Here is a 24,421-nt window from a genome sequence, read left to right as displayed (position 1 = left end):
AAATTAATCTGCGAATCTGCGGTTTAATATTATACACCTAGTTTGTCACTCTGAAAGAGTTTCTACAAAGTTTGCGCTAGACTTTTTCGTAATGACAAAAATGTGCTGAAATTACCCCACCAAATTAATAATCTTTCCTGGAACGATAATCACTTTATTTGGTGTTCTTCCTTGTAATTGATTTTGCGTTCTTTCATCTGCCATTACGATTTCTTCGATTTGAGCTGCCGTTAAATCTAAAGGCAATTTAATTGTGAAACGCATTTTTCCATTGAACGAAACTGGATACTCTTTTTCAGATTCTACCAAATATTTGGCTTCAAATTTAGGAAAAGCAACTGTTGCTACAGAACCTTCATAACCTAAAGCACTCCATAATTCCTCCGCGATATGAGGTGCATACGGAGAAACTAAAATAGCTAATGGTTCTAAAATCGCACGGTGATGACATTTTTGTTGAGCCAACTCATTCACGCAAATCATAAATTGCGAAACCGAAGTATTGAAAGAGAAATTCTCAATATCTTCTGTTACTTTTTTGATGGTTTTATGTAGCGATTTATACATATCGGCTGTTGGTTCATCATTGGTAATATTTAAACCGTTATCATCAAAATACAAACGCCATAATTTTTTCAAGAAACCGTAAACTCCAGTAATTCCAGCGGTATTCCAAGGTTTTGCTTGCTCTAATGGTCCTAAAAACATTTCGTATAAACGTAATGTGTCCGCTCCGTATTCTTCACAAATATCATCTGGATTAACTACATTGTATTTTGATTTTGACATTTTTTCAACTTCGCGACCAACAATGTATTTTCCGTTTTCTTCTAATATAAATTCTGCATCAGCAAAATCAGAACGCCAATTTTTAAATGCTTCAATATCAAGTTCATCAGATGAATTTACTAAATTTACATCAGTATGGATTGGATTAAATAAAAAATCGAAATCTATAGTGACTTTAATCGCAATATCTTTAGAAAGAGATCTTAATTTAATTCCAAATTTTTCTATTCTCAATATTTCATCTTCAGATAAATCATGATTTATTGAGTTAAGTTCATGATCAATTACATTAAAATCAACTTTATCCTCAATCACATCAAGTTCTAGAGCACGAACACCTAAATTTTCTAAAAATTGATAAGTGTTTTTCGAAATAAATAAATTATTTAAATTAATATTTCCAATTGCAGAGGCATTAATTCTTGCTGGATTAAGTCTATACGCAAAAGCACTCATTCCCAAAATCATTCCCTGATTAATCAGTTTTTTGAATGGTTCTTCTGTTGGCGCAACACCCCTATCTTTTAAGAATTTGTTCCAAAAACGAGAGTACAACAAATGACCCGTTGCATGCTCACTTCCTCCAATATATAAATCTACATTTTCCCAATATTTTAATGCTTCTTCGCTAGCAAAATCATTTTCATTTTTTGCATCCATATAACGCATCCAATACCAAGACGAACCTGCCCAACCTGGCATGGTGTTTAATTCTAATGGAAATACCGTTTGGTTCTCGACTCCGCTCGAATTGACAAGTAAGTCGTTAGAAACCACTTTATTATTTACAGTGTCCCAAGCCCACACCGTTGCGTTCCCTAATGGCGGTTGGCCATCTTCAGTTGGTAAGTATTTTTCTACTTCTGGCAAAACAATTGGTAAGTGTTTTTTGTCAATCATCTGTGGTAAACCATTCACATAATATACTGGAAAAGGTTCACCCCAATAGCGTTGGCGAGAGAAAACCGCATCACGTAAACGGTAATTTACTTTTGCTTTTCCTGCTCCTATTTTTTCTAACTCTTCGATAACTTTTTTCGTTCCGGTTTTGTAATCCAATCCGTTTAAGAAATCAGAATTTACTAATTCGAAACCACCTTTTTCTCCGTAAGCCGCTTCTGAAATATCTTGGTTGAAAATATTTTTAATTTCTGGCATTCCGTGTGTTCCTTTGAAGAAATTCGCGAAAGCATAATCACGCTCATCGCCACATGGAACCGCCATAACCGCACCAGTTCCGTAACCCGCTAATACGTAATCGCCAATCCAAACCGGAATTGGTTCTTTAGTAAATGGATGTTCGGCATACGCTCCAGTAAAAACTCCTGAAATGGTTTTAACATCAGCCATTCTTTCACGTTCTGAACGTTTTGCAGTTGCTTCAATATACGCTTCAACTGCTGCTTTTTGTTCTGGAGTGGTGATTTGTGCAACCAATTCATGCTCTGGCGCTAACGTCATAAACGTAACACCAAAAATCGTATCAGGACGCGTTGTGAAAACATCAATAACCGCATCGTGATTTTTTACATTGAAAGTCACAGCAGCACCAACTGATTTTCCAATCCAATTTCTTTGTGATTCTTTGATGGATTCACTCCAATCGATAGTGTCTAAACCTTGTAACAAACGCTCAGCATAAGCTGAAATTCGCATCGACCATTGGGTCATTTTTTTACGAATAACAGGATGTCCACCACGTTCTGAAACACCGTTTACGATTTCGTCATTCGCTAAAACTGTCCCTAAAGCCGGACACCAGTTTACTTCAGTCTCGGCTAAATAAGTTAATCTATATTGCAATAGTATTTTTTGTTGTTCTTCTGAAGAAAATGCATTCCATTCAGCAGCTGAAAATGGTGCGATGTTATCATCACAAACGGCATTTACATTCGCGTTTCCATTCTTTTCAAATTCTTGAATTAACGTACAAATGCTTTCTGCTTTATCGGTAGTTTTATTGTACCAAGATTCGAATAATTGAATGAAAATCCACTGTGTATGCTTGTAATAATCTGGATTTGAAGTACGTACTTCTCTACTCCAATCAAACGAAAACCCGATTTTATCTAATTGCTCACGGTAACGCGCAATGTTTTCACGAGTGGTTTTTTCTGGATGTTGCCCGGTTTGAATAGCATATTGTTCTGCTGGTAAACCAAACGAATCGTATCCTTGTGGATGCAATACATTAAAACCTTGATGTCTTTTATAACGCGCCACAATATCAGAAGCAATATATCCTAGCGGATGCCCCACGTGCAATCCTGCTCCAGAAGGATAAGGAAACATATCTAATACATAGTATTTTGGCTTTTCTGAATTATTTGATGCAGCAAAAGTTTGGTTTTCTGCCCAATATTGTTGCCACTTGGCTTCGATTTCGTTATGGAAGTACTTCATATTTTAATTTTCAGTCTCAGTTTTCAGTCTCAGTTTTCAGTCTCAATTAAAACAACTGATGACTGCGATTGTGACTGACCACTATTTTTTTCGGTGCAAAAATACATTTTATAATACTAAAGTTAAAACTTTGTTGTTATATTCTGTGTAAACAAAATTTCTTTACTATTTTTACAGCTTAAATAGAATTATATGGCATCCTCTTTTGAAAATTACAACAAACGACGTTTAATATCATCCTACTTTTCTGTGGTATTGAGTATCTTTTTAGTATTGTTCCTATTGGGAGCTTTGGGTCTTTTTGTAATTAATTCAAAAAAAATCACGAACGATTTTAAAGAAAATATTCCAATGACTGTTTTCTTTCATAACGATGCTAATGATTCAATTATTGATGCTTTTGATACTGAATTGAAAAATGAAATCTTTATTAAGGAGTATGCATTTGTTCACAAAGACAGCGCAGCAAAAAATAATGTGGATATTGTAGGTAAAGATTTCATGGAATTCTTAGGATTTAATCCATTACAAAACTCATTTGATATTTACTTAAAAGGTGATTATGTTACTGCAGATAGTATTAAAAAAATTGAGCGAAACATTAGAAAAAATGAAATGGTTTCTGAAATTATTTATGATAAAGAATTAGTTGACATGGTTAATGAAAATGTAACTAAAATCACCTATTGGATTCTGATAATTAGTGGGATTTTAACCATTGTAGCAATGCTTCTAATAAATAGTTCTATGAGATTATCTATTTATTCGCATCGATTTACCATTAAAACAATGCAAATGGTAGGAGCAACAAAATCTTTTATTAGAAAACCTTTTATTTGGAGAAGCATTAAGCTTGGATTAATTGGTTCAGGATTAGCGATTGTTGGAGTAATATCTTTAGCCGTTTACGTAGATGGTTTATTTCCAAGTTTAGGAATTATTAAAGATTATGTTTCATTAGGAATTGTTGTTGCTGGTATCTTTGTGATAGGAATAATTATTACATGGATCAGTACATTTTTTGCCACACAACGTTTTTTAAATTTAAAAACCGACGATCTTTATTAATTTAAAGATATGATTACCCCTTTAAGATTTTAGAATTAAATAGAAAAATATGAACAACGAAAACAACAAACCTGAATTTCTTTTTGACAAAGTAAATTATAAAATTCTTATTGTAGGACTAGCTGTAATTGCTCTTGGATTTATCTTAATGAGTGGTGGCGGAAGCGAAGATCCAAATGTTTTTAATGGGGATGAATTGTTTAGTTTTAGAAGAATTCGTTTAGCACCAACGGTAGTTTTAATTGGATTCGGAATTACAATTTATTCCATTTTAAAAAATCCGAAGAAGTAACACTTTATGGATATTTTACAAGCTATAATTCTTGCCATCATAGAAGGGATAACTGAGTTTCTTCCTGTGTCTTCAACAGGACACATGATAATTGCTTCTTCTTTTTTTGGAATTGCACAAGACGATTTTACTAAACTTTTTACAATTGTAATTCAACTAGGAACTATTCTTTCAGTTGTTGTCTTATACTTTAAACGTTTTTTTCAGACATTAGACTTTTATTTCAAATTGTTTGTTGCCTTTATTCCAGCGGTTATTTTTGGACTATTGTTAAGTGACTTCATAGATGATCTTCTAGAAAATCCTATTACCGTAGCTATTTCATTAATTATTGGTGGATTTTTATTATTAAAAGTAGACGATTGGTTTGGTAATTCAAATGAAACTGACATTTCATATTTAACCGCATTAAAAATTGGTTTATTTCAATGTTTAGCCATGATTCCTGGAGTTTCAAGAAGTGGTGCTAGCATTGTGGGCGGTATGACACAAAAGCTTTCAAGAACAACTGCTGCTGAGTTTTCATTTTTCTTAGCGATACCCACTATGTTAGGAGCAACTTTGAAAAAATCATACGATTATCATAAAGCTGGTTTTGAATTAACAAATGATCAAATAAATTTACTAATAATTGGAAATGTAGTAGGTTTTATTGTAGCCATGATTGCAATTAAATCGTTTATTGGATTCTTGCAAAAACACGGGTTTAAAATCTTTGGCTATTACCGAATAATTGCTGGAGCAGCCATTCTTTTTATTCATTTTTTCATCCAAAAATTGACGATAATTTAATGAATGCTGAAGATTTTTTATCTGGAAAAATACTCTTGATTGACAAACCTTTAACTTGGTCGTCTTTTCAAGCGGTGAATAAATTAAAATACATTTTAAAACGCAAATACGATTTACCAAAGAAGTTTAAAATTGGTCACGCTGGAACTTTAGACCCTTTAGCATCGGGATTATTGATAATTTGTACAGGAAAGTTCACCAAAAAAATCACTGAAATTCAGGCACAAGAAAAAGAATACACAGGAACTATTTTGGTAGGAGCCACTACTCCATCTTACGATTTAGAAACCGAAATTGACGCTACTTTTCCAACAGAACATATTACCGAAGAACTAATTTTGGAAACTACAAAACAGTTTTTAGGTGAAATTGACCAAAAACCACCTGTTTTTTCTGCCATTAAAAAAGATGGAAAACGTTTGTACGAACATGCTCGTGCTGGTGAAGAAGTTGAAATTCAATCTAGAAAAACTACTATTTACGAATTTGAAATCACAAGAATTCAATTACCAGAAATCGATTTTAGAGTCAAATGCAGTAAAGGAACTTACATTCGTTCGTTAGCTTACGACTTTGGTTTAGCATTACAATCAGGCGGACATTTGACGGCGCTTCGAAGAACAAAAATTGGAGATTATTCGGTTGAAAATGCGATTTCACCTGAGGATTTTGAAAAAGAAATAAAAAATGAAATTCAATAAAATTTTACTATCTCTTTTTTTTCTTTGCAATATATCATTCGCCCAAGTTGAAATTACAGTAAATGATTCAGACGATATTCCAACAAAGAAAAAAATAACTTTTACGCAATTTGAAATTTCAGTTCCTTTACAAGGAAATAAAAATCGTGGTGAAGTATTTCCAAATGGAAGTACTAATGATAGTTGGTTTGTACCAGATGGTGTAAACAGTAATTTTGGGTATGGTATTCATTTTAACCAATGGCTAGGAATTACTGCAAACTCAGGTATTGGAATGAAACTTTCTGAAAAATTAGTAGTTGCTCCAGTTTTTTCCAACCTACGAATTATGCCAAAAGTAGGAGAAGAAACCCGATTTGGAATTGATCTTGGACTAGGACACACTTTCGCAATTGGAAGAGGCGACTTATCTGGAACTTTTAAAAGAGTGAAATTAAATTTAGAAGCTTCCGAACTTCAAATTTTCCTTGAAGTTGTTTCATATGGTATTCGTTTAAACGAAAATAATCAAGGAAGTATTAGTCTTGGAATTGCTTTAGTATCTTTTTAAAATGAAAAAATCAATAATTTTATTTCTTATAACTTCTCTTTTTAGTTTCTCCCAAAACATAAAACTAAAAACCGGCGATTTATTATTTCAGTCGATGAATTGCGGACCACTTTGCGACGCCATTAACGAAGTTACCGAAGGTTATCAAGGGAAAGATTTTAGTCATTTAGGAATGGTGTATATTAATAACGATTCTATTTTCGTAATTGAAGCCGCAGGAAAAGCAGTAAAAGTAACGCCATTCGAAACCTTCAAAACCTACACAAACAATGAAATGTATGTAGGAAGATTAAAAAGAAAATACCGAAAATATATCCCAGAAGCTATTACATTTTCTTTGCAACAAGTTGGTGTTCCTTATGACGATGAATATCTATATGATAATGGGAAATATTACTGCTCAGAGTTAATTTATGATGCCTTTTTATTTGCTTATAAAAAACCATTATTTAATTTATATCCGATGACTTTTAAATCGCCAAAATCAAATGAGTTTTTTGAAGTTTGGGCAGACTATTACGAGAAATTAAAAATGGAAATCCCAGAAGGTCAACTAGGTTGCAACCCTGGTGGAATTTCCATTTCTGATAAGTTGAATATTATTGGTACAATTGAATGATTTTTGTTTCAGAAAGTCTCTCAAAGTTAAACACAAAGTTTCACAACGTTTTATAAAATCTGTTTAAATCTGCGTTGTAAAAACATCCGCGTCACCCGCGTTCCATTTTTTAACTCAAAACTTGTTCATGCATTTCCACAATTTCGTTCTGAATCGAAATTCCTTTATCGTGTAAATACCATTTTTGCAATTCAATTTTAGCAGTTTCATCAACAATACCATGAGTTGCTTTGTAATCTAATATCAACTGTTTTGCTCCAGCTGGTCTTGGTCCCCAATCGGCAACAACTTCTAAAGTAGTAGCATCTAAAACAATTAATTTTGGAATAGCCTTACCGCCATTAGTTAAAAAATGTTGCATTAAAGCATCGTTATCATCACGCAAAGCAATTTTTAATTCAATTTTATCTGAAACTTCTGCCATTTTATGTATCACAGGTACAATTTGAGCCGCATCTCCACACCAACCTTCGCTTAAAACCAACCATATATAGTTAGTATCAAAATTTTTTAATTTTTTGATTACTTCATCAGATAGTTGAATTGTTTTATCTAAACGATTCATTCTCGTTTCGTTTAATTCAGAATATTTCAATAAATCTGCTGTTTGTGTATGTCCAGTAGACTTCCCTTCAGCGATTAAACCTGTTACTTTTTTTCTGTAATCAGCGTAAGAAAAACTATTTTCTATAGCTTGTTTAATTGTATTTATCATCTCCTTAACTTTTTATGACAAATTTAATTCTAATTTTGACAATAAAATGTAAGAAATGTTACATATGAATAAAAATTCAAAATCTATCGGGATAGTATTATCAGGTGGTGGTTCTAAAGGCATTGCTCATGCTGGCGCTTTGCAATTTTTAACAGAGCAAGGCATCCAACCTTCTTGTATTGCAGGAACAAGTGCAGGCGCAATCGTTGGTGGATTATTTGCTTTTGGAAAATCTCCAGCAGAAATTTTAGAATTCTTCAAGTCGATTTACTTTTTTCATTGGAAACATTTTACCTTCAAAAAAGCAGGATTAATTGATTCAGAATCCTTCAAAAGTTATTTTTCTGAAATTTTAGGCGCAATTACAATTGAAGAATTAAGAATCCCAGCTTATATTACGGCAACAGATTTAGTTAAAGGAAAACTTAAAATTTTTAATCCAGAAACTAAACTTATTGATGCCATTTTAGCTTCTTCCTCTTTTCCGGGAATGTTATCACCTTATGAAATTAACAAGGAACTATATAGTGATGGTGGTATTTTGAATCACTTCCCAACTGATATTTTACAAGGAAGATGCGATTATTTGATTGGAGTTTATGTTAGTCCTATTCAAAATATCGAATCCAAAGATTTAAAATCAATTAAATCTGTTACGAGTAGAGCCTTTGATTTGTTATATGCTAATTATAATTATCAGAAATTCAACAATTGTGATTGGGTTATAGAGCCTAAAGAATTAGCAAATTTTAGCACATTTGAAACAAGTAAATCAAAAATGGACACTATTTTTGAAATAGGTTACAACGAAGCAAAAAAATCATTTCAGAAATTAAATTTATAATTGTTCTAACATTTTTTTTAGAAAAAATCGATTTAACTATATTTGCACCAAAATAATACAACACAATGAAGTATAAAAGAATTCTTCTAAAATTAAGTGGCGAAGCCTTAATGGGCGAGAGACAATATGGAATTGACCCGAAACGCTTAGCAGAATATGCTCAAGAAATCAAAGAAATTCACGATAAAGGTATAGAAATTGCTATTGTTATAGGCGGAGGAAATATTTTTAGAGGTGTTGCTGGAGCTAGCAATGGAATGGATAGAGTGCAAGGCGATTATATGGGAATGTTAGCCACAGTTATTAACGGTATGGCATTACAAGGTGCTTTAGAAGAAGCGGGAATGCAAACGCGTTTACAAACCGCTTTAAAAATTGAAGCTATCGCAGAACCTTATATCAAAAGAAGAGCAACACGCCATTTAGAAAAAGGAAGAATTGTTATTTTTGGAGCAGGAACTGGAAATCCATACTTTACAACAGATACAGCAGCAGTTTTAAGAGGAATTGAAGTAGGTGCTGATGTAATTTTAAAAGGAACGCGTGTAGATGGTGTTTATAACGCTGATCCAGAGAAAAATCCTGATGCAATAAAATTTGATTATATTTCTTTTGAAGAAGTATTAGCAAAAGGATTAAATGTAATGGACACAACTGCTTTTACCTTGAGTCAGGAAAACAAATTACCTATTATAGTGTTTGACATGAATAAAGACGGTAACTTGTTAAAAGTTTGCGAAGGTGAAACTATCGGAACAACTGTAACAATATAAATACAAAGTACAAAATTAGAAGTACGAAGTAAAAATTTAAAGATATGACAGAAGAGATTAACTTTATTTTAGACAGTGCAAAAGAAGCCATGAGTGGTTCAATTGCCCATTTAGAAAAAGAATTCTTAAATATTAGAGCTGGAAAAGCTTCACCTCAAATGTTAGGTGGTGTTTTTGTAGATTATTATGGTTCGCAAACACCTATTTCGCAAGTAGCTAACATTAATGCTCCAGATGCCAGAACATTAACAGTAACGCCTTGGGAAAAAAACATGTTGGGCCCAATAGAAAAAGCAATTATGATTGCTAATTTAGGGTTAAACCCAATGAACAATGGTGAAAACATCATCATTAATATCCCTGCTTTAACAGAAGAAAGAAGACGTGATTTAGTAAAACAAGCGAAACACGAAGCTGAGGAAGCAAAAATTGGTATTAGAAATCACAGAAAAGATGCTAATACCGATATCAAAAAAGAAGAAAAAGACGGAACTGCTGAAGATATTTGTAAAAAAGCAGAAGAAGATGTTCAAAAATTAACTGACACTTTTATTAAAAAAATTGATGAACTTTTAGCTGTTAAAGAAGCTGAAATTATGAAAGTTTAATTTTACTAAATAGCATCTTTAAGAAACATTAAAAATAAATCAAATCAAAACTCTCAATGTAAATTGGGAGTTTTTTATTTTATGAAAATATTGAACTAAAAAACAATATATTTGTACAAAATCTACCTCTTCAATGAAATATTTTTGGCTTTTTTTGAGCTTTATAATTACCAATAGTTTAGTTGCACAAACTAAAATCAAAGGACAAATTATCGACTTTGATTCAAAAGTTCCCATTGCTTTTGCTTCTATTTCATATAACAACTCAAAATTTAACGCCGATTGGGAAGGAAAATTCTCTATCGAAGTAAAAGATTATAAACTTCCTATAAAAGTAAATTTTAAAGGGTATTATGAAAAAATTATCTATCCAGAAGCTAAAGTTACTCATATTACCATCAAACTAATCAATAATTTAAACGAAAGAAAAGCTGAAATCTTCACCGATAATGAGGTAAATAATATCATCAAAAAAGTTATTGAAAATCGAAAATCAAATGATCCCGAAAAAGGCTTATCAAGTTTTCAATATAAAAACTATGAATATGTTCAAATAACAGCTAATCCTGATAGTATTTCATCAAAAATTGATACAATATACAAAAAACGATTACTGAGAAAACCTTTAATAAAATTAGATTCTACGAATTATAAATTTAAAAAGTTTTCGGAAAAACAACATTTGTATCAAACTGAAAAAGTAAATCTAATTCAGCACAATCAATATCAAAGTAAAGAAACCATTTTAGCTACCCGAATGGCTGGTTTTGAAAAGCCTATTTATGAATATTTAGGTTTAAAACTTATCTCTTATTCAGTTTATGAAAATCCGTTTGAAATTTTGGAAATTCCGGTACAAAATCCTATTTCTAACTTTGGTAGAAGACTTTATAACTACAAATTAATAGATACCGTTCAAATTGACGGAAGAAGCGCTTATCGAATTTACTTTGAGCCTAAAAAACTTAATACCAACAGATTAAGAGGACTTCTTTACATCGATGCCATTAATTTTGCAATATCAAAAGCCTATTTTAGAATTTATGGAGTTGTAAATATTAATGCCACCTATACATTTGATTACAAAAAAGAATTTGATGTTTGGTTTCCAAAAAATCGAATATTTCGCGTTTCAAAAGGAAACAATCATGAAACCATAAAAATATTAGGTGGAACCATAAAATTTAGCTCTGATTTAGAAGAATTAGAAAGCAAAAATGCAACCGATCAAGCCTATGTAATCATCGAGTCTACACCTTTTGATATTGAAATCAATAAAAATGTAACTATTTCTAAACCTAGAGTAAAAATAGAAGTTCCAGAAAACAGCTTGAATAAAGAAAATGAATATTGGAATAGTTTTGTTAAAGATTCACTCGACAAAAGAAAACTTCGCACATACACTTCAATTGACAGCTTGTCAATCTCAGAAAATATTGAACACAAAGTCTTTTTAGGAAGAAAAATATTTAATGGTTATTTTCCGGTTTCATTCTTTGATATTGATTTAAGAAGCATTGTAAAATATAATAATTTTGAAGGATTTCGCCTTGGTTTAGGTACAATTACCAACTCTAAATTATCAGAATCATACAAAATTGCTATTTATGGCGCCTATGGATTAAAAGATGAAGAGTTTAAATTTGGCATTACACCTTCCTATTTAGCCGATAAAAATTCTGAAACTTGGGTTAGCGCTTCTTATTCAGAAGATATTTATGAAATTGCTCAAACTAATTTTGTAACTGATGTTAGAAGATTTAGAATATACGACCCTAGACCTATCAATATTTCAACTTTCTATAACAATAAATTGAGTTCCATAGCTGTTGAAAGCAAAATATTACCTAAAACAATTAGCTATTTAGGCTTTTCACACAATCAGATCCAACCCTTGTTTGATTATACGTTTATCAACGATGATCAAGCCTATACAAATTATACCATTACAACTGCTCAATTAGCATTTCAATGGAATCCTTTTAGTAATTATATGCAAACTCCTATTGGTAAAATTGAATATGAAAAACGCCATCCAAAATTTTCTCTTCAAGTTACACAAGCTTTACCAAATTTTTTAGATAACGAGTTTACTTTTACGAAAATAGATTTTAAAACGTTTTACGAAATTCCATATTTATCTGGTCAAAAAAGTTCGATATTATTACAAACAGGTATTGCTTTAGGAGATGTTCCAATAACCCATTTATACAGTATTGTTCCTAATAATTTAAATAGAGATGCTATTCTTCAACGCATTACTTTTGCAGGAAAAAATAGTTTTGAAACGATGTATTTCAATGAATTTTTCTCTGATAAATATGCTTCATTACAATTAAAACATACATTTAATAAAATTCGCTTAGGCTACAAAATAAACCCTGAATTCACAATTGTAACCCGTATGGCAGTTGGAACAAATAATAAAAATAACCAACATTTAGGAATTGCATACAAAACGCTTCAAGATGGTTTCTTTGAAAGCGGAGTGGAATGTAATAAAATATTTAAAGGTTTTGGTTTGGTTGCTTTTTATAGATATGGACCCAATCAATTATCAAATTTTGATGACAACATTGCCATCAAAGTATCTTATTATTTAGATTTAGGATTCTAAATTTAACTTAAAAATTACGCTCAACACCAATATTTCAAGCAATTATCCTTACCTTTGCACCCTAATTTTTGAGAGATGTTAAAGTGGTTAAGTACCAGTTTTTGGGATTATATTGCTAGTAGAATTTTAAGAAACCGCGTTTTTTTATTAGTTCTTGTATTACTATTTACAATTTTTATGGGATTTCAGTGGAAAAACATGCGTTTTACCTTTACTGAAGCTAATTTATTACCTGATGATCATGAGGTAAACCTACAATACAATTCCTTTTTAGAAAAATTTGGTGAAGAAGGAAATCTAATTGTTTTAGGATTTAACGACAAGGATTTTTTTAATGAAAAAAACATCAAAGCTTGGGAAAAATTTATTGGTGAAATTAAAAAAGACAAATCAGTTGAACTTTCATTGTCTATAGAAGATTTAAAAATTTTACATAAAGACACTCTTAATCAAAAATTTAAATTAGTTCCTTTTATCAATAACGATAGCATATCAAACAATTATTTAAAAGAAAAGGAAAAAGAATTTTTCAATGATTTACCTTTTTATGAAGGTATGCTGTTTAACAAGGAAAGTGGCGCTGTACGTTTTGCAATTTACATGGATAAAAAAATTGTAAACACTCCCGCCAGAAAAAAATTCATTGAAAAACATCTAAATCAAGAAAGAATTTCAGCCTTTGAAGAAGAAACAGGATTAGATCTTCGTGTTTCAGGAATGCCTTATATAAGAACTCTAAACGCAAATAGTATTATTAGTGAAATTGGATTGTTTGTTGGGGCAGCACTTGGAATTACTTCGTTATTATTTTTCTTTTTCTTTAGAAGTTTTAGAGCCACTATGATTTCCATGTTTGTTGTAATTATTGGGGTAATGTGGTCATTTGGAACACTTGGTTTGCTACATTATGAAATCACCGTTTTAACAGCCATTATTCCACCATTAATTATTGTAATCGGAATCCCTAATTGTATTTTCTTGATTAACAAATACCAACAAGAAATTAAAAACCACGGAAATAAAGCTAAATCTTTACAACGAGTAATTTCAAAAGTAGGAAATGCAACTCTATTAACGAACTTAACTACAGCAGCAGGTTTTGGAACTTTTATTTTTACCGATAGTAAATTATTAAAAGAGTTTGGAGTTGTTGCATCGCTTAATATTGTTTTCCTATTTATTCTGTGTTTGATTATTATTCCTATTGTTTATAGTTATATGCCAATGCCAAAAGAAAAACACTTAGCGCATTTGGGTAAAAATTATATGGCTAAATTTATTCATTGGATTGAAAACACAATAAGACACCATAGAATTGCTGTTTTTTCAGTAGCAATTGTAATTTTAGTAATGGGAATTATTGGGATTTACCAAATTAAAATTTCGGGAAGTATTATTGAAGATATGCCTAAAAAAGCACCTTTCTTCAAAGATATTTTATTTTACGAAAAAGAATTTGATGGTGTAATGCCTCTAGAAATTGTCATTGACACAAAAAAACCAAAAGGAGCTTTAAAATCAGTAACGTTAAAACGAATCGAAGAACTTCAAGAAACCATTGAAGAAATTCCTGAATTATCAAAACCCGTTTCTCTCGTTAATTTAGTAAAATACGCTAAACAAGCTTATTATAACGGAAATCCAGAATTTTACGAATTACCTACAAAACAAGAAGAAGCATTTATTTTATCCTACATTAAAAATTCCACTCAAAAGGGGAATGAAAACATGCTAAAAAGCTATGTTGATAGTACAGGTCAATATGCCCGAATTACAACATTCATGCGTGACATAGGAACCGATAAAATGAAGAAAATAGAAGAACGTTTACAAGATAAAATCAATCATATTTTTCCAAATGAACGTTATACGGTTTCGCTAACAGGTAAAGCGTATGTATTTGAAAAAGGAACCCATTATTTAATTGATAATTTAGTTCAATCATTGCTTTTTGCTATTGTTCTAATTTCATTATTAATGGCATACATGTTCCGTTCTGTAAAAATGATAATTGTTTCTTTATTACCTAATATTTTGCCATTGATTATGACAGCTGGATTAATGGGATTTTTAGGAATTCCAATTAAACCCTCAACTATATTGGTATTTAGTATTGCATTCGGAATTTCGGTAGATGATACCATTCACTTTTTAGCCAAATATCGACAAGAATTAAAAGCGTACGATTGGAAAATAAAACGCTCTGTTTATGCCACTTTAAAAGAAGCGGGTATAAGTATGTTTTACACCTCTGTTGTATTGTTTTTTGGGTTCTCTGTATTTACGCTTTCTGATTTTGGCGGAACTGTCGCATTAGGTGGTTTAGTAGCTACAACCTTACTTTTTGCTATGTTATCTAATTTAATATTACTTCCTGCATTATTATTATCTTTAGATAAAACTATTGCTAATCAAGAAGAATTCTTAGAACCAACACTAGATATTTTAGCAGAAGATATTGAAGAAGAAAATTCAAACGAGAAATAGTATATTTGTACTTTAAATTAACATCAAATGAAACACTCAAAAGTTATAGACCTTTTAAACAGCACGAATACATTACATGAAGTAACAGCAAAAGGTTGGGTTAGAACATTTAGAAACAATCAATTTATTGCGTTGAACGACGGTTCAACCATTCATAATATTCAGTGTGTAGTTGATTTTGAAAACACTCCTGATGAAACCTTAAAAAGAATTACAACTGGTGCTGCTGTTTGTGTAACAGGAACTTTAGCAGAAAGTCGTGGTGCTGGACAAAAAGTAGAAATTCAAGTTACGAAGTTAGAAATTTTAGGAGATAGTGATGCAGAAAAATTCCCAATGCAACCTAAAAAACACTCATTAGAATTTTTACGTGAAAACGCCCATTTACGTGTAAGAACCAATGCTTTTGGTGCTATCATGCGTGTGCGTTCAACGTTAGCTTTTGCTGTACATCAATATTTTCAAGAAAAAGGATTTTTCTACGTAAATACCCCTATCATCACAGGTTCTGATGCAGAAGGTGCTGGAGAAATGTTCCAAGTTACTTCATTACCAATTGATGGATCTGCACCAAGAAATGAAGACGGCAGTATCAATTACAAAGAAGATTTCTTTGGAAAACAAACCAACTTAACCGTTTCGGGTCAATTAGAAGCAGAAACGTATGCTATGGCATTAGGAAAAGTATATACATTTGGACCTACATTCCGTGCCGAAAATTCAAACACTTCACGTCACTTAGCGGAGTTTTGGATGATTGAACCAGAAGTAGCGTTTAATGATTTGGCTGACAATATGGATTTAGCTGAAGATTTCATCAAATACGTAATTAAATACACGGTAGATAAATGTGCGGATGATTTAAAATTCTTAGAAAACAGATTATTAGAAGAAGAAAAATCTAAACCACAAGCGGAACGAAGCGAAATGGCATTGTTAGAAAAATTAAGCTTTGTTCTTGATAACAATTTCAAACGTGTTTCGTATACTGAGGCTATTGATATTTTAAAAGATTCAACACCAAATAAAAAGAAAAAATTCCAATACATCATAAACGAATGGGGTGCTGATTTACAAAGTGAGCACGAACGTTTCTTAGTAGAAAAACACTTTAAATGTCCGGTAATTTTATTTGATTATCCAGCAAAAATTAAAGCGTTTTACATGCGTTTAAATGATAACACAGAACCAGGAAAAGAAACCGTAAGAGCAATGGATATCTTATTTCCTGGAATTGGAGAAATCGTTGGAGGTTCGCAAAGAGAAGAGCGTTATGATGTATTAGTTGAAAAAATGAAAGCCTTAGGAATCGATGAAGAAGAACTTTGGTGGTATTTAGACACAAGAAGATTTGGAACAGCGGTTCACTCAGGATTCGGATTAGGTTTTGAAAGATTAGTATTGTTTGTAACCGGAATGAGTAATATTAGAGACGTAATTCCGTTCCCAAGAACACCTCAAAACGCAGAATTTTAAGAGTTTATAGTTCATTGTTAATAGTTGTTGGTTAATAACTAAAAACAATAAACCACAAACAATAAACCATTATGTTAAAGCACAGTTTACAATTCAAATTATCTCAAAAATTATCGCCTCAACAAATTCAGTTGATGAAGTTAATTCAATTGCCTACGCAAGCTTTTGAACAACGTCTTCAAGAAGAATTAGTTGAGAATCCTGCTTTGGAAGAAAGTAGCAAGGAAGATAATTACGATTTGGATGATTTTGGAAGTGATACTGATGATTACGACGATTACGATAGTGAACACATCGACACAGGCGATATCAACATTGACGAATATTTAAGCAATGACGAAACGCCAGATTACAAATACCAAACCAACAATTACAGCGATGACGATGATGACAAAACGTTGCCATTTGCAGCTCCTATAAGTTTTCATCAAGATTTAATTAATCAGTTAAACACTTTTATTTTAACCGATGAAGAACGCGATATTGCTGAATTTTTAGTAGGAAGTATTGATGATATGGGCTACATCAGAAGAAGTATTCAAGATATTGTAGATGATTTAGCTTTTACTCAAGGTATATATACAAATGAACCTGCCGTAGAACGTATACTACATTTGGTTCAAGAATTAGAGCCAGCAGGTGTTGGTGCGCGCGATTTACAAGAATGTTTATTGTTGCAATTAAAACACAAAACACCTTCAGATTCGATTGCATTAGCTATTAATGTAATTGAACAACAATTTGATGCTTTTACCAAAAAACATTATGATAAATTGTTGCAAAAATTTGATGTTTCTCAGCAACAATTACGCAAAGCAATAGACGAAATTGAAAAACTAAATCCAAAACCAGGAGGTAGTTTTGATGGTAATCAAAAAACAATTGAACATATTGTACCCGATTTTACCATTCGAATTATTGATGGTGAATTAGAACTTTCGTTAAACGGAAGAAATGCTCCTGAACTACACGTTTCTAAAGACTATCAAGAAATGCTGCAGAGTTATAAAGATACTTCTGAAAAATCGAGTTCACAAAAAGATGCGGTACAATTCATCAAACAAAAATTAGATTCGGCAAAATGGTTTATTGAAGCCATTAAACAGCGTCAGGAAACCTTATATGTAACGATGAATGCCATTATGCATTATCAAAAAGAATACTTTTTAGAAGGAGAAGAAACAAAACTTCGTCCGATGATTCTAAAAGATATTGCTGATATGGTAGGATTAGACATTTCAACGGTTTCTCGTGTTGCCAACAGCAAATATGTTGACACACCTTACGGTACGAAATTGATTAAAGAATTCTTTAGTGAAGCCATGACAAACGATCAAGGAGAAGAAGTTTCGACTATTGAAATTAAAAATATTTTGCAACAAGTAATTTCTGAAGAAGATAAAAGAAAACCACTTCCAGATGATCAGTTAGCAGAAATATTAAAAGAAAAAGGGTATCCTATTGCCCGAAGAACTATTGCAAAATATAGAGAACAATTAGATATACCGGTAGCACGTTTAAGAAAAAAAATCTAATAAATATGGATTTAAAAAAAGTACTACCCGTTTTCTCTTATATTTTTCATCCCATATTTGTATCATTATATGGTACGTTATTTTACTTTTTAATTACGAATTCCTTTTTTTATAATTCTCAAATTATTGTTACCTTAATTCAGGTTACAATTCTTACTTTATTACTTCCGTTATCGATGTATTTTTTATTTCGATCGTTAGGAATTGTAACTTCTTTTACCGAAGCAAGCATAAGCGAAAGAAAAATGCCTATTACAGTTCAGGCACTTTTGTTGTTCTTATTAATTAAATTCAGCATTTCTAGAGATGCTGTAGCCGAATTGTATTTCTTTTTCCTTGGCGGATTTTTAAGCAGTGTTATTGTATTAGCAAGTGTAATTTTAAAATTTAAAGCCAGCTTACACATGATAGGCATTAGTGCCCTAACGTGTTTTATTTTTGGTTTAAGTATCTATTACCAATTGTCCTTTGTAAATCTTATTGCTTTTTGTATTGTTTGTATGGGGTTAGTTGCTTCCTCTAGATTATATATGAAAGCACACACGTATACCGAATTAATTGCAGGAATTATCATCGGAACAGCACCACAAGTGTTTTTATACCAATATTGGTTATAAAATATAAAACATCAAACCAACCTTTAAAGTGGTCATTTCATTTTCAGTACCTGTTTTATTTTTATCAAAAAATGGATTTAAACCATAATGAATATAAGCATTCCAAGTATTAAATCCAAAAGTCAAATACGTTGCATATTGAAACGTATTTAAAACATCTTTTATATTTTCTTTTCCAGAACCTAAATCACCATCATATTGAAATGATCCATCTAGAAGATAACTTGCCATAAAACCAGCGTAAATCCTCCAAAATTTATGACTTTGAGGTGTTGCATTTCGCCAACGAATTTCTAAGGGTAAATCAATATAATGAAGTACAATTCTACTACTTACCAATTGAAAATTAGGATCATCAGAAATAGCTGATAAGTAAATGTTTTGTTTTAAATCATTAAAGGAATAGCCAATACCTGGTGCAATTGCCCATTGTCTGTTTTTTGAAATAGGAAAATCTCTTAAAAAACCAGCAGACAATCCTGTAGAAAATGAATATTGACTAAAATTATCGGGAGTCTTTTGAAGAAAATTATACGATATAGAAATATAAAATTGATCTTCTCTAAATAAAGAATCAACCACTACGGTTTTATTTTCAGTTTGTGCAAATCCACATACTGATAAAAAGAGTAAAAATAGAGAAACCGATAAACGCATTGTTTTTTTTATAAAAATAATAAAAAAAGGCACGCGAGAGCGTACCTTTTTTTTAAAATATAAAATTATACTAATCCACAGGATTACCTTGAGTAGTAGTATAGTTTACTTTTAACTGATTAACCTTACGCAACTCTAATTTAATTGCACTTACCAATCCCATCTTAACATTCTTGTCAATTTTTAATGAGGCTGTTAAATACTTCTCGTCTTCAGAATTACGTTGTGCTCGCTCCGAAATAACAAAGTTTTTGATATCCGCTGGAGAAGACATTCTATCTGCTAATTGAATACGATCCGATGCACCTAAAGTATTTCGATATCTTTCACTTGGTTTACCTGCATAAACATACATTACGTATTGTTTTTTATGCAATTTAGCTGTTTGATTTGCTTTTGGTAAAGTGTTTTCAATTTTCAAATCGCTATCTTTCATAGTAGTAGCCGTCATGAAGAAGAACAAAAGCATAAATACAATATCTGGTAAAGATGCAGTTGAAATAGCAGGAAGACTACCCGATTTTTTCTTTTTAAATTTAGACATACTTTATAAATATTATATTAATTATTTTTTTGGTTCTGCTTCAGAAAGTCTCATAGGAAACAATTCTTGAATTTTTTTAACCTTTGGCTCTAACTCTTCCACTAATCCATCTGTAGCTTTAGAAGCAGGATCATTATATATGTATTCCATTTCAGTGAAAGACATTCCATAACGTTTCTTACATTCTCTATCTCTAAGGAAATTATAAGCAGCTACTAATTCATTTTGTACCGCAATATAAGTTTCGTAAGAAGTTTGCCCATCATTATTTAATGAGATAACCGCATCTTCAGGACTATCTGAAGAATTTGGGTCACCTTTTCCATTACAATATGAACAAGTTCCTTTTCCATTATTTTCAAGAAATTCAATAGCAGTTTGTCTTAAGTCTGAAAGTTCAACTAGCTTCTCTTCAACAAGAAGTTGATTGTCTTTGTTAACTAAAACTGTTAATATATTTCTATCATTAATTGGCGGAACAGGTGGGTTTTCTTCCCAACGAGGCAAGAGTCTGTTAATCCCTTGATCAACACCAATAGTAGTAGTTACCAAGAAGAAAATCAAAAGTAAGAAAGCAATGTCTGCCATAGAACCGGCATTTACCTCTGGTGGTAAACCTCTTCCTTTTCTAGCCATAATTATTTTTTAATTTTATTAAAACCAGTCCAAACCATTGTTCCAATTGCAGCAACTGCTAATAAATAGAACGTATTTAAACCTGTACTAACCCATTTTGAAGTACTTTCAGAAGCAATAACTTCATTTGAAGAAGATTTAATTTCAGATCCATCAGCTAAGATGAAAGAAACAATTACTACCCCTAAAAATAATCCAACAGATATTAATGTTTTCTTTAAATTCTCTTTGTTAGAGAATAAGTTCTTAAATACATAAATTAAAACTACTACTACACAAGCAAGTAGAATTACATAAGATAAATATATAAGAGGAGAAATCCAACTATTGTCTTCGCTATCACTTGTAGCCATTAAGCCTCCTAAGGCAACTAAACTTAATATTGAAATTACAATAGCTGCTATTTTTGTTACTTTGTGTAAATTCATAACAGTTATATATTTATTAATTATTTTTTACTGTAATCAGACAACATATCAACTAAGCTGATAGAAGCATCTTCCATATCATTAACGATAGAATCGATTTTTGCAGTGATATAGTTATAGAAAATTTGTAAGATAATAGCAACGATAAGACCGAATACTGTTGTTAATAACGCTACTTTAATACCTCCAGCAACTAAAGATGGCTCCATAGATCCTGCAGATTGGATTTGGTCAAACGCTTCAATCATACCAATAACTGTTCCCATGAAACCTAACATCGGTGCTAAAGCGATAAATAAAGAAATCCAAGATACGTTTTTCTCTAATTGACCCATTTGAACACCACCATAAGCAACGATAGATTTTTCAGCTGAATCTAAACCATGAGAATAACGGTCTAAACCTTGATAAAAGATTGAAGCTACTGGTCCAGCAGTGTTTCTTGCTACTTCTTTTGCAGCTTCAACACCACCTGAATTTAATGCGCTTTCAACTTCACTAATTAATTTTTTAGAATTTGTTGAAGATAAGTTTAAGTAAATGATTCTTTCAATTGCAATTGCTAAACCTAAAATTAAACAGATTAATACAATTCCCATGAAAGCAGGACCACCTTCAATAAAACGTTTTTTCATTCCTTGTGTAAAAGTAACTTCCTCTGCTACTGCTTCATCTGTTGTTGCAGTTGCTTCATCATTAGTTACTTCAGTTGCAGTTGTATCAGCTACTTGTTCTGTTGCAGGAGCTGCTGCTTGAGTTGAATCTTGAGCTTGAACATTTCCAAAAGTCATAAGCCCTGTGATTGCTAAAATAGAAAATAATCTTTTCATCGCTTTTGTTCTTAAATTTAATTAGTTAATTGGGTTTAAAGATATAAAAATATTTATTAAATTTTAAAATTAATATCCTTCTGCAGAGAGGAAGGGATTCGAACCCTCGTCCCGATTTTGTCGGGAACACACTTTCCAGGCGTGCGCCTTCGACCACTCGGCCACCTCTCTATCGAAACAATACTCGATTTTAAAGGTGCTAAATAACGTAAAAAATCTCATGTATAAAAATTTTATATGTTATTTTTACAACATTTCTCCACGTATTCCGGTTTCAAAAACAGTCTTAAATACATTATTTGACACTTTTTGACCTAATAAATACATTAATTTCGTGATGGCTGCTTCTGTAGTAATATCTTTCCCTGAAATTACGCCTATGTTTTTTAATTGGGTACTGGTCTCATAACTTCCCATAGAAACACTACCTCCACTACATTGAGTAACGTTAATAATATGAATTTTATTATGTATTGCCTTTTCTAATATGGAAACAAACCACGCTTCTGTCGGTGCATTTCCTGAACCATAGGTTTCTAAAACAATTCCTTTTAAGTTAGGTATTGCAAAAAACGCATTTAAAACAGAAGCATTTATTCCAGGAAAAATCTTTAAAATAGCAACGTTATCATCAAAATCCGTATGAACTTTTAGTTTTTTATTTGCTTTCTGCTTCAGAATAACGTCATAATTTACTTTCAAATGCACACCAGATTCTGCTAGTTCAGGAAAATTAGGTGATGTAAAAGCATTAAAATGTTCGGCACTTATTTTTGTAGTTCTATTTCCTCTGTATAATTTGTATTCAAAATACAAACATACTTCCTGAATCACGGGTTTTTTGTTTTCTTGAAGCGAAGCAACTTGAATTGCCGTAATTAAGTTTTCTTTTGCATCGGTTCTTAAATCACCAATAGGCAATTGCGAACCTGTGAAAATTACTGGTTTTGCCAAGTCTTCTAACATAAAACTTAATGCCGAAGCACTATATGACATGGTATCTGAACCATGAAGCACAACAAATCCATCAAATTTAACATAGTTTGCTTCTATAATTTTGGCCATCTTTTGCCAATTCGAAATATTCATGTTTGATGAATCAATGGGAACATCAAAAGAAGTTGTTTCAATTTGGCAATCTAATAAATGTAATTCGGGAATTCTGCTTAACAACTCGTTAAAATCAAAAGCCTTCAAAGCTCCTGTTTCAAAATCTTTTACCATTCCGATGGTTCCACCGGTGTAAATTAAAAGTATTTTTGGTTTATGAGATGTCATTGGTATATTTCAATTTGTTTACTACCGGATTAGCATACATGGCCAAGAAACCTTCTCTCATGGTTTCATTATCGGCATCAATTCGCATTTCTAATCTTCTTTCAAACAATTGACGCTCTTTTTCATTATACAAATGCTCAAATCGAGTTGTCTTGTATAATATATCATAAGCGATAAAATTCGTTGGCCATAATTTATACGATTGCAAAATAGAATCGTCAATTACTTGTGCCAAAGCTTGAATTTGTTTGTTGTTATTATCGTTTTCTGATACTATTTTATCATATTCTTTTTCTAAAACATCACCCACATGGATGTGAATACGTTTTTTTTGACCAATGATACCGCTTAATAAAGTAATAAAATCTTCGTTTTTTTCCTTGATATAGACTTCATCTTTAGAAAGCGCAATTAATTGAGGCATTTTTAAAGCATCTGTAGGATCGTATTCATACGAAATAGAAACCGGAACGATTTTTATTTTTTTGAAAAAACTCATACAATTAGCTTCATCTGATGCCATTGCAATCATTTTTAAAACTCCTTGATGAGTGGCATCATTTCCATCTTTTGTTCTTCCTTCTCTTTGGGCAATCCAAACAGAACGATTTTCTTTTGACAACAAATGATACATGTATTCCGACATCAATTTTGAGCTTTGCAATAATTCTCTTGGTGATAATCCTCTTTGAACTAAGAAATTTCGATTTAATTTCGATAATTTTAATAGAAAATCTTTTTGTACCAAGTTATCTCCAATAGCAGATGCCGTCATAACTAACCCATGATCAATTAAGGAAACATTAAGAAGAGATGTATCTAAAATAATATCGCGATGGTTAGAAATAAAAAGATAAGATGTATTAGGTTCTAATTTATCAAAGCCCGATGTGGTAAGTCCTTCCGAACTTCTTTCTAAAACTCTTTGTATGGATTGATACACAAAATTGACTTGGAAATCGCGAATAGAATGGGTTCTACTTAATTGCTCTTTCCAAACTTCATCTTCTAATTCTGGAAACGTAAAATCCATCATAGCCTTCATCATAGGATGATGCAACAAAGACTTTAAAGCTTCGTTAACTTCAGAATCATAATAAGGGCGAATAGAATCGAATTTTGTCATATGTATTTTAAAAACAATTCACAAAAGAACAAAAAT

23 protein-coding genes and 1 tRNA gene are annotated in these 24,421 nt (G+C 31.6%); 14 read left to right on the top strand and 10 right to left on the bottom strand.

The annotated features are described in order from the left end of the window. Window positions 1-111 precede the first annotated feature (111 nt). Window positions 112-3,192: a leucine--tRNA ligase gene (locus LOS86_RS01480; RefSeq protein ID WP_231842899.1), complete on the bottom strand. Its 3,081-nt coding sequence runs from the start codon at window positions 3,190-3,192 to the stop codon at window positions 112-114. A 192-nt stretch (window positions 3,193-3,384) separates the two neighbouring features. Here LOS86_RS01480 and LOS86_RS01475 point away from each other — a divergent pair, with 192 nt between their 5' ends. From LOS86_RS01475 to LOS86_RS01450, 6 genes are read left to right on the top strand one after another with little or no spacing between them, the layout of a single operon-like run. Then, on the top strand, window positions 3,385-4,260 hold the full coding sequence (locus tag LOS86_RS01475) for a cell division protein FtsX (RefSeq protein ID WP_231842898.1): 876 nt from the start codon (window positions 3,385-3,387) through the stop codon (window positions 4,258-4,260). Window positions 4,261-4,309: 49 nt separating this feature from the next. Continuing rightward, window positions 4,310-4,552 (top strand): DUF3098 domain-containing protein, encoded by a 243-nt coding sequence (locus tag LOS86_RS01470; RefSeq protein WP_231842897.1) that lies wholly within the window; start codon window positions 4,310-4,312, stop codon window positions 4,550-4,552. 6 nt (window positions 4,553-4,558) lie between these two features. Next, window positions 4,559-5,344 carry an undecaprenyl-diphosphate phosphatase gene (locus LOS86_RS01465; protein ID WP_231842896.1) on the top strand — a complete coding sequence of 262 codons (786 nt, stop codon included), beginning with the start codon at window positions 4,559-4,561 and terminating at the stop codon, window positions 5,342-5,344. Beyond that, window positions 5,344-6,045 (top strand): tRNA pseudouridine(55) synthase TruB, encoded by a 702-nt coding sequence (gene truB / locus LOS86_RS01460; protein WP_231842895.1) that lies wholly within the window; start codon window positions 5,344-5,346, stop codon window positions 6,043-6,045. Before LOS86_RS01465 ends, truB begins: the two co-directional genes overlap by 1 nt. Then, window positions 6,032-6,595, top strand: coding sequence for a hypothetical protein (locus LOS86_RS01455; protein ID WP_231842894.1), 564 nt, complete (start codon window positions 6,032-6,034; stop codon window positions 6,593-6,595). Before truB ends, LOS86_RS01455 begins: the two co-directional genes overlap by 14 nt. A gap of 1 nt (window position 6,596) precedes the next feature. Beyond that, window positions 6,597-7,214 carry a YiiX/YebB-like N1pC/P60 family cysteine hydrolase gene (locus tag LOS86_RS01450; RefSeq protein ID WP_231842893.1) on the top strand — a complete coding sequence of 206 codons (618 nt, stop codon included), beginning with the start codon at window positions 6,597-6,599 and terminating at the stop codon, window positions 7,212-7,214. Between the two features lie 109 nt (window positions 7,215-7,323). Here LOS86_RS01450 and LOS86_RS01445 read toward each other — a convergent pair whose 3' ends face one another. After that, window positions 7,324-7,929 carry a thioredoxin family protein gene (locus LOS86_RS01445; protein ID WP_231842892.1) on the bottom strand — a complete coding sequence of 202 codons (606 nt, stop codon included), beginning with the start codon at window positions 7,927-7,929 and terminating at the stop codon, window positions 7,324-7,326. A gap of 55 nt (window positions 7,930-7,984) precedes the next feature. Here LOS86_RS01445 and LOS86_RS01440 point away from each other — a divergent pair, with 55 nt between their 5' ends. From LOS86_RS01440 to LOS86_RS01405, 8 genes are all read left to right on the top strand, one after another. Further along, entirely contained in the window at window positions 7,985-8,773 is a 789-nt protein-coding gene (locus tag LOS86_RS01440) for a patatin-like phospholipase family protein (protein ID WP_231842891.1), read from the top strand. Between the two features lie 65 nt (window positions 8,774-8,838). Next, the gene (gene pyrH, locus LOS86_RS01435) at window positions 8,839-9,546 is read left to right on the top strand and encodes a UMP kinase (protein ID WP_231842890.1); all 708 of its coding nucleotides are present in this window, start codon (window positions 8,839-8,841) and stop codon (window positions 9,544-9,546) included. A gap of 44 nt (window positions 9,547-9,590) precedes the next feature. Then, window positions 9,591-10,154 carry a ribosome recycling factor gene (frr, locus tag LOS86_RS01430; protein WP_231842889.1) on the top strand — a complete coding sequence of 188 codons (564 nt, stop codon included), beginning with the start codon at window positions 9,591-9,593 and terminating at the stop codon, window positions 10,152-10,154. 133 nt (window positions 10,155-10,287) lie between these two features. Continuing rightward, window positions 10,288-12,771 carry a DUF5686 family protein gene (locus LOS86_RS01425; protein WP_231842888.1) on the top strand — a complete coding sequence of 828 codons (2,484 nt, stop codon included), beginning with the start codon at window positions 10,288-10,290 and terminating at the stop codon, window positions 12,769-12,771. A 75-nt stretch (window positions 12,772-12,846) separates the two neighbouring features. Further along, window positions 12,847-15,258 carry an efflux RND transporter permease subunit gene (locus LOS86_RS01420; protein WP_231842887.1) on the top strand — a complete coding sequence of 804 codons (2,412 nt, stop codon included), beginning with the start codon at window positions 12,847-12,849 and terminating at the stop codon, window positions 15,256-15,258. A gap of 27 nt (window positions 15,259-15,285) precedes the next feature. Continuing rightward, entirely contained in the window at window positions 15,286-16,734 is a 1,449-nt protein-coding gene (asnS, locus tag LOS86_RS01415; protein ID WP_231842886.1) for an asparagine--tRNA ligase, read from the top strand. Window positions 16,735-16,805: 71 nt separating this feature from the next. Further along, the gene (gene rpoN, locus LOS86_RS01410) at window positions 16,806-18,269 is read left to right on the top strand and encodes an RNA polymerase factor sigma-54 (protein ID WP_231842885.1); all 1,464 of its coding nucleotides are present in this window, start codon (window positions 16,806-16,808) and stop codon (window positions 18,267-18,269) included. A gap of 5 nt (window positions 18,270-18,274) precedes the next feature. After that, window positions 18,275-18,886 carry a hypothetical protein gene (locus tag LOS86_RS01405; protein WP_231842884.1) on the top strand — a complete coding sequence of 204 codons (612 nt, stop codon included), beginning with the start codon at window positions 18,275-18,277 and terminating at the stop codon, window positions 18,884-18,886. On the opposite strand, the gene LOS86_RS01400 is transcribed toward LOS86_RS01405, so the two are convergent. The 8 genes from LOS86_RS01400 to LOS86_RS01365 form a co-directional block, all read right to left on the bottom strand. Then, window positions 18,881-19,543 carry a porin family protein gene (locus LOS86_RS01400; protein ID WP_231842883.1) on the bottom strand — a complete coding sequence of 221 codons (663 nt, stop codon included), beginning with the start codon at window positions 19,541-19,543 and terminating at the stop codon, window positions 18,881-18,883. The genes LOS86_RS01405 and LOS86_RS01400 overlap by 6 nt on opposite strands. Window positions 19,544-19,613: 70 nt before the next feature. After that, entirely contained in the window at window positions 19,614-20,087 is a 474-nt protein-coding gene (locus tag LOS86_RS01395; protein WP_231842882.1) for an ExbD/TolR family protein, read from the bottom strand. A 21-nt stretch (window positions 20,088-20,108) separates the two neighbouring features. After that, complete coding sequence (locus tag LOS86_RS01390) at window positions 20,109-20,723, bottom strand: ExbD/TolR family protein (protein WP_231842881.1); 615 nt, start codon at window positions 20,721-20,723, stop codon at window positions 20,109-20,111. A 2-nt stretch (window positions 20,724-20,725) separates the two neighbouring features. Beyond that, window positions 20,726-21,151 (bottom strand): hypothetical protein, encoded by a 426-nt coding sequence (locus LOS86_RS01385; RefSeq protein ID WP_231842880.1) that lies wholly within the window; start codon window positions 21,149-21,151, stop codon window positions 20,726-20,728. A gap of 20 nt (window positions 21,152-21,171) precedes the next feature. Beyond that, window positions 21,172-21,981, bottom strand: a complete 810-nt coding sequence (locus tag LOS86_RS01380) for a MotA/TolQ/ExbB proton channel family protein (protein ID WP_231842879.1) — start codon at window positions 21,979-21,981, stop codon at window positions 21,172-21,174. An 83-nt stretch (window positions 21,982-22,064) separates the two neighbouring features. Next, window positions 22,065-22,152: transfer RNA gene (locus tag LOS86_RS01375), tRNA-Ser, on the bottom strand. Window positions 22,153-22,227: 75 nt separating this feature from the next. Continuing rightward, on the bottom strand, window positions 22,228-23,259 hold the full coding sequence (locus LOS86_RS01370; protein WP_231842878.1) for an asparaginase: 1,032 nt from the start codon (window positions 23,257-23,259) through the stop codon (window positions 22,228-22,230). After that, window positions 23,246-24,385 (bottom strand): 1-acyl-sn-glycerol-3-phosphate acyltransferase, encoded by a 1,140-nt coding sequence (locus LOS86_RS01365; RefSeq protein WP_231842877.1) that lies wholly within the window; start codon window positions 24,383-24,385, stop codon window positions 23,246-23,248. Before LOS86_RS01365 ends, LOS86_RS01370 begins: the two co-directional genes overlap by 14 nt. Window positions 24,386-24,421 lie beyond the last annotated feature (36 nt).

It is taken from the genome of Flavobacterium cyclinae (genome assembly GCF_021172145.1).
Taxonomy (GTDB): domain Bacteria; phylum Bacteroidota; class Bacteroidia; order Flavobacteriales; family Flavobacteriaceae; genus Flavobacterium; species Flavobacterium cyclinae.
The sequence above is the reverse complement of the archived record's forward strand: the minus strand, read 5'-3'. Positions and strand labels throughout refer to the sequence as shown.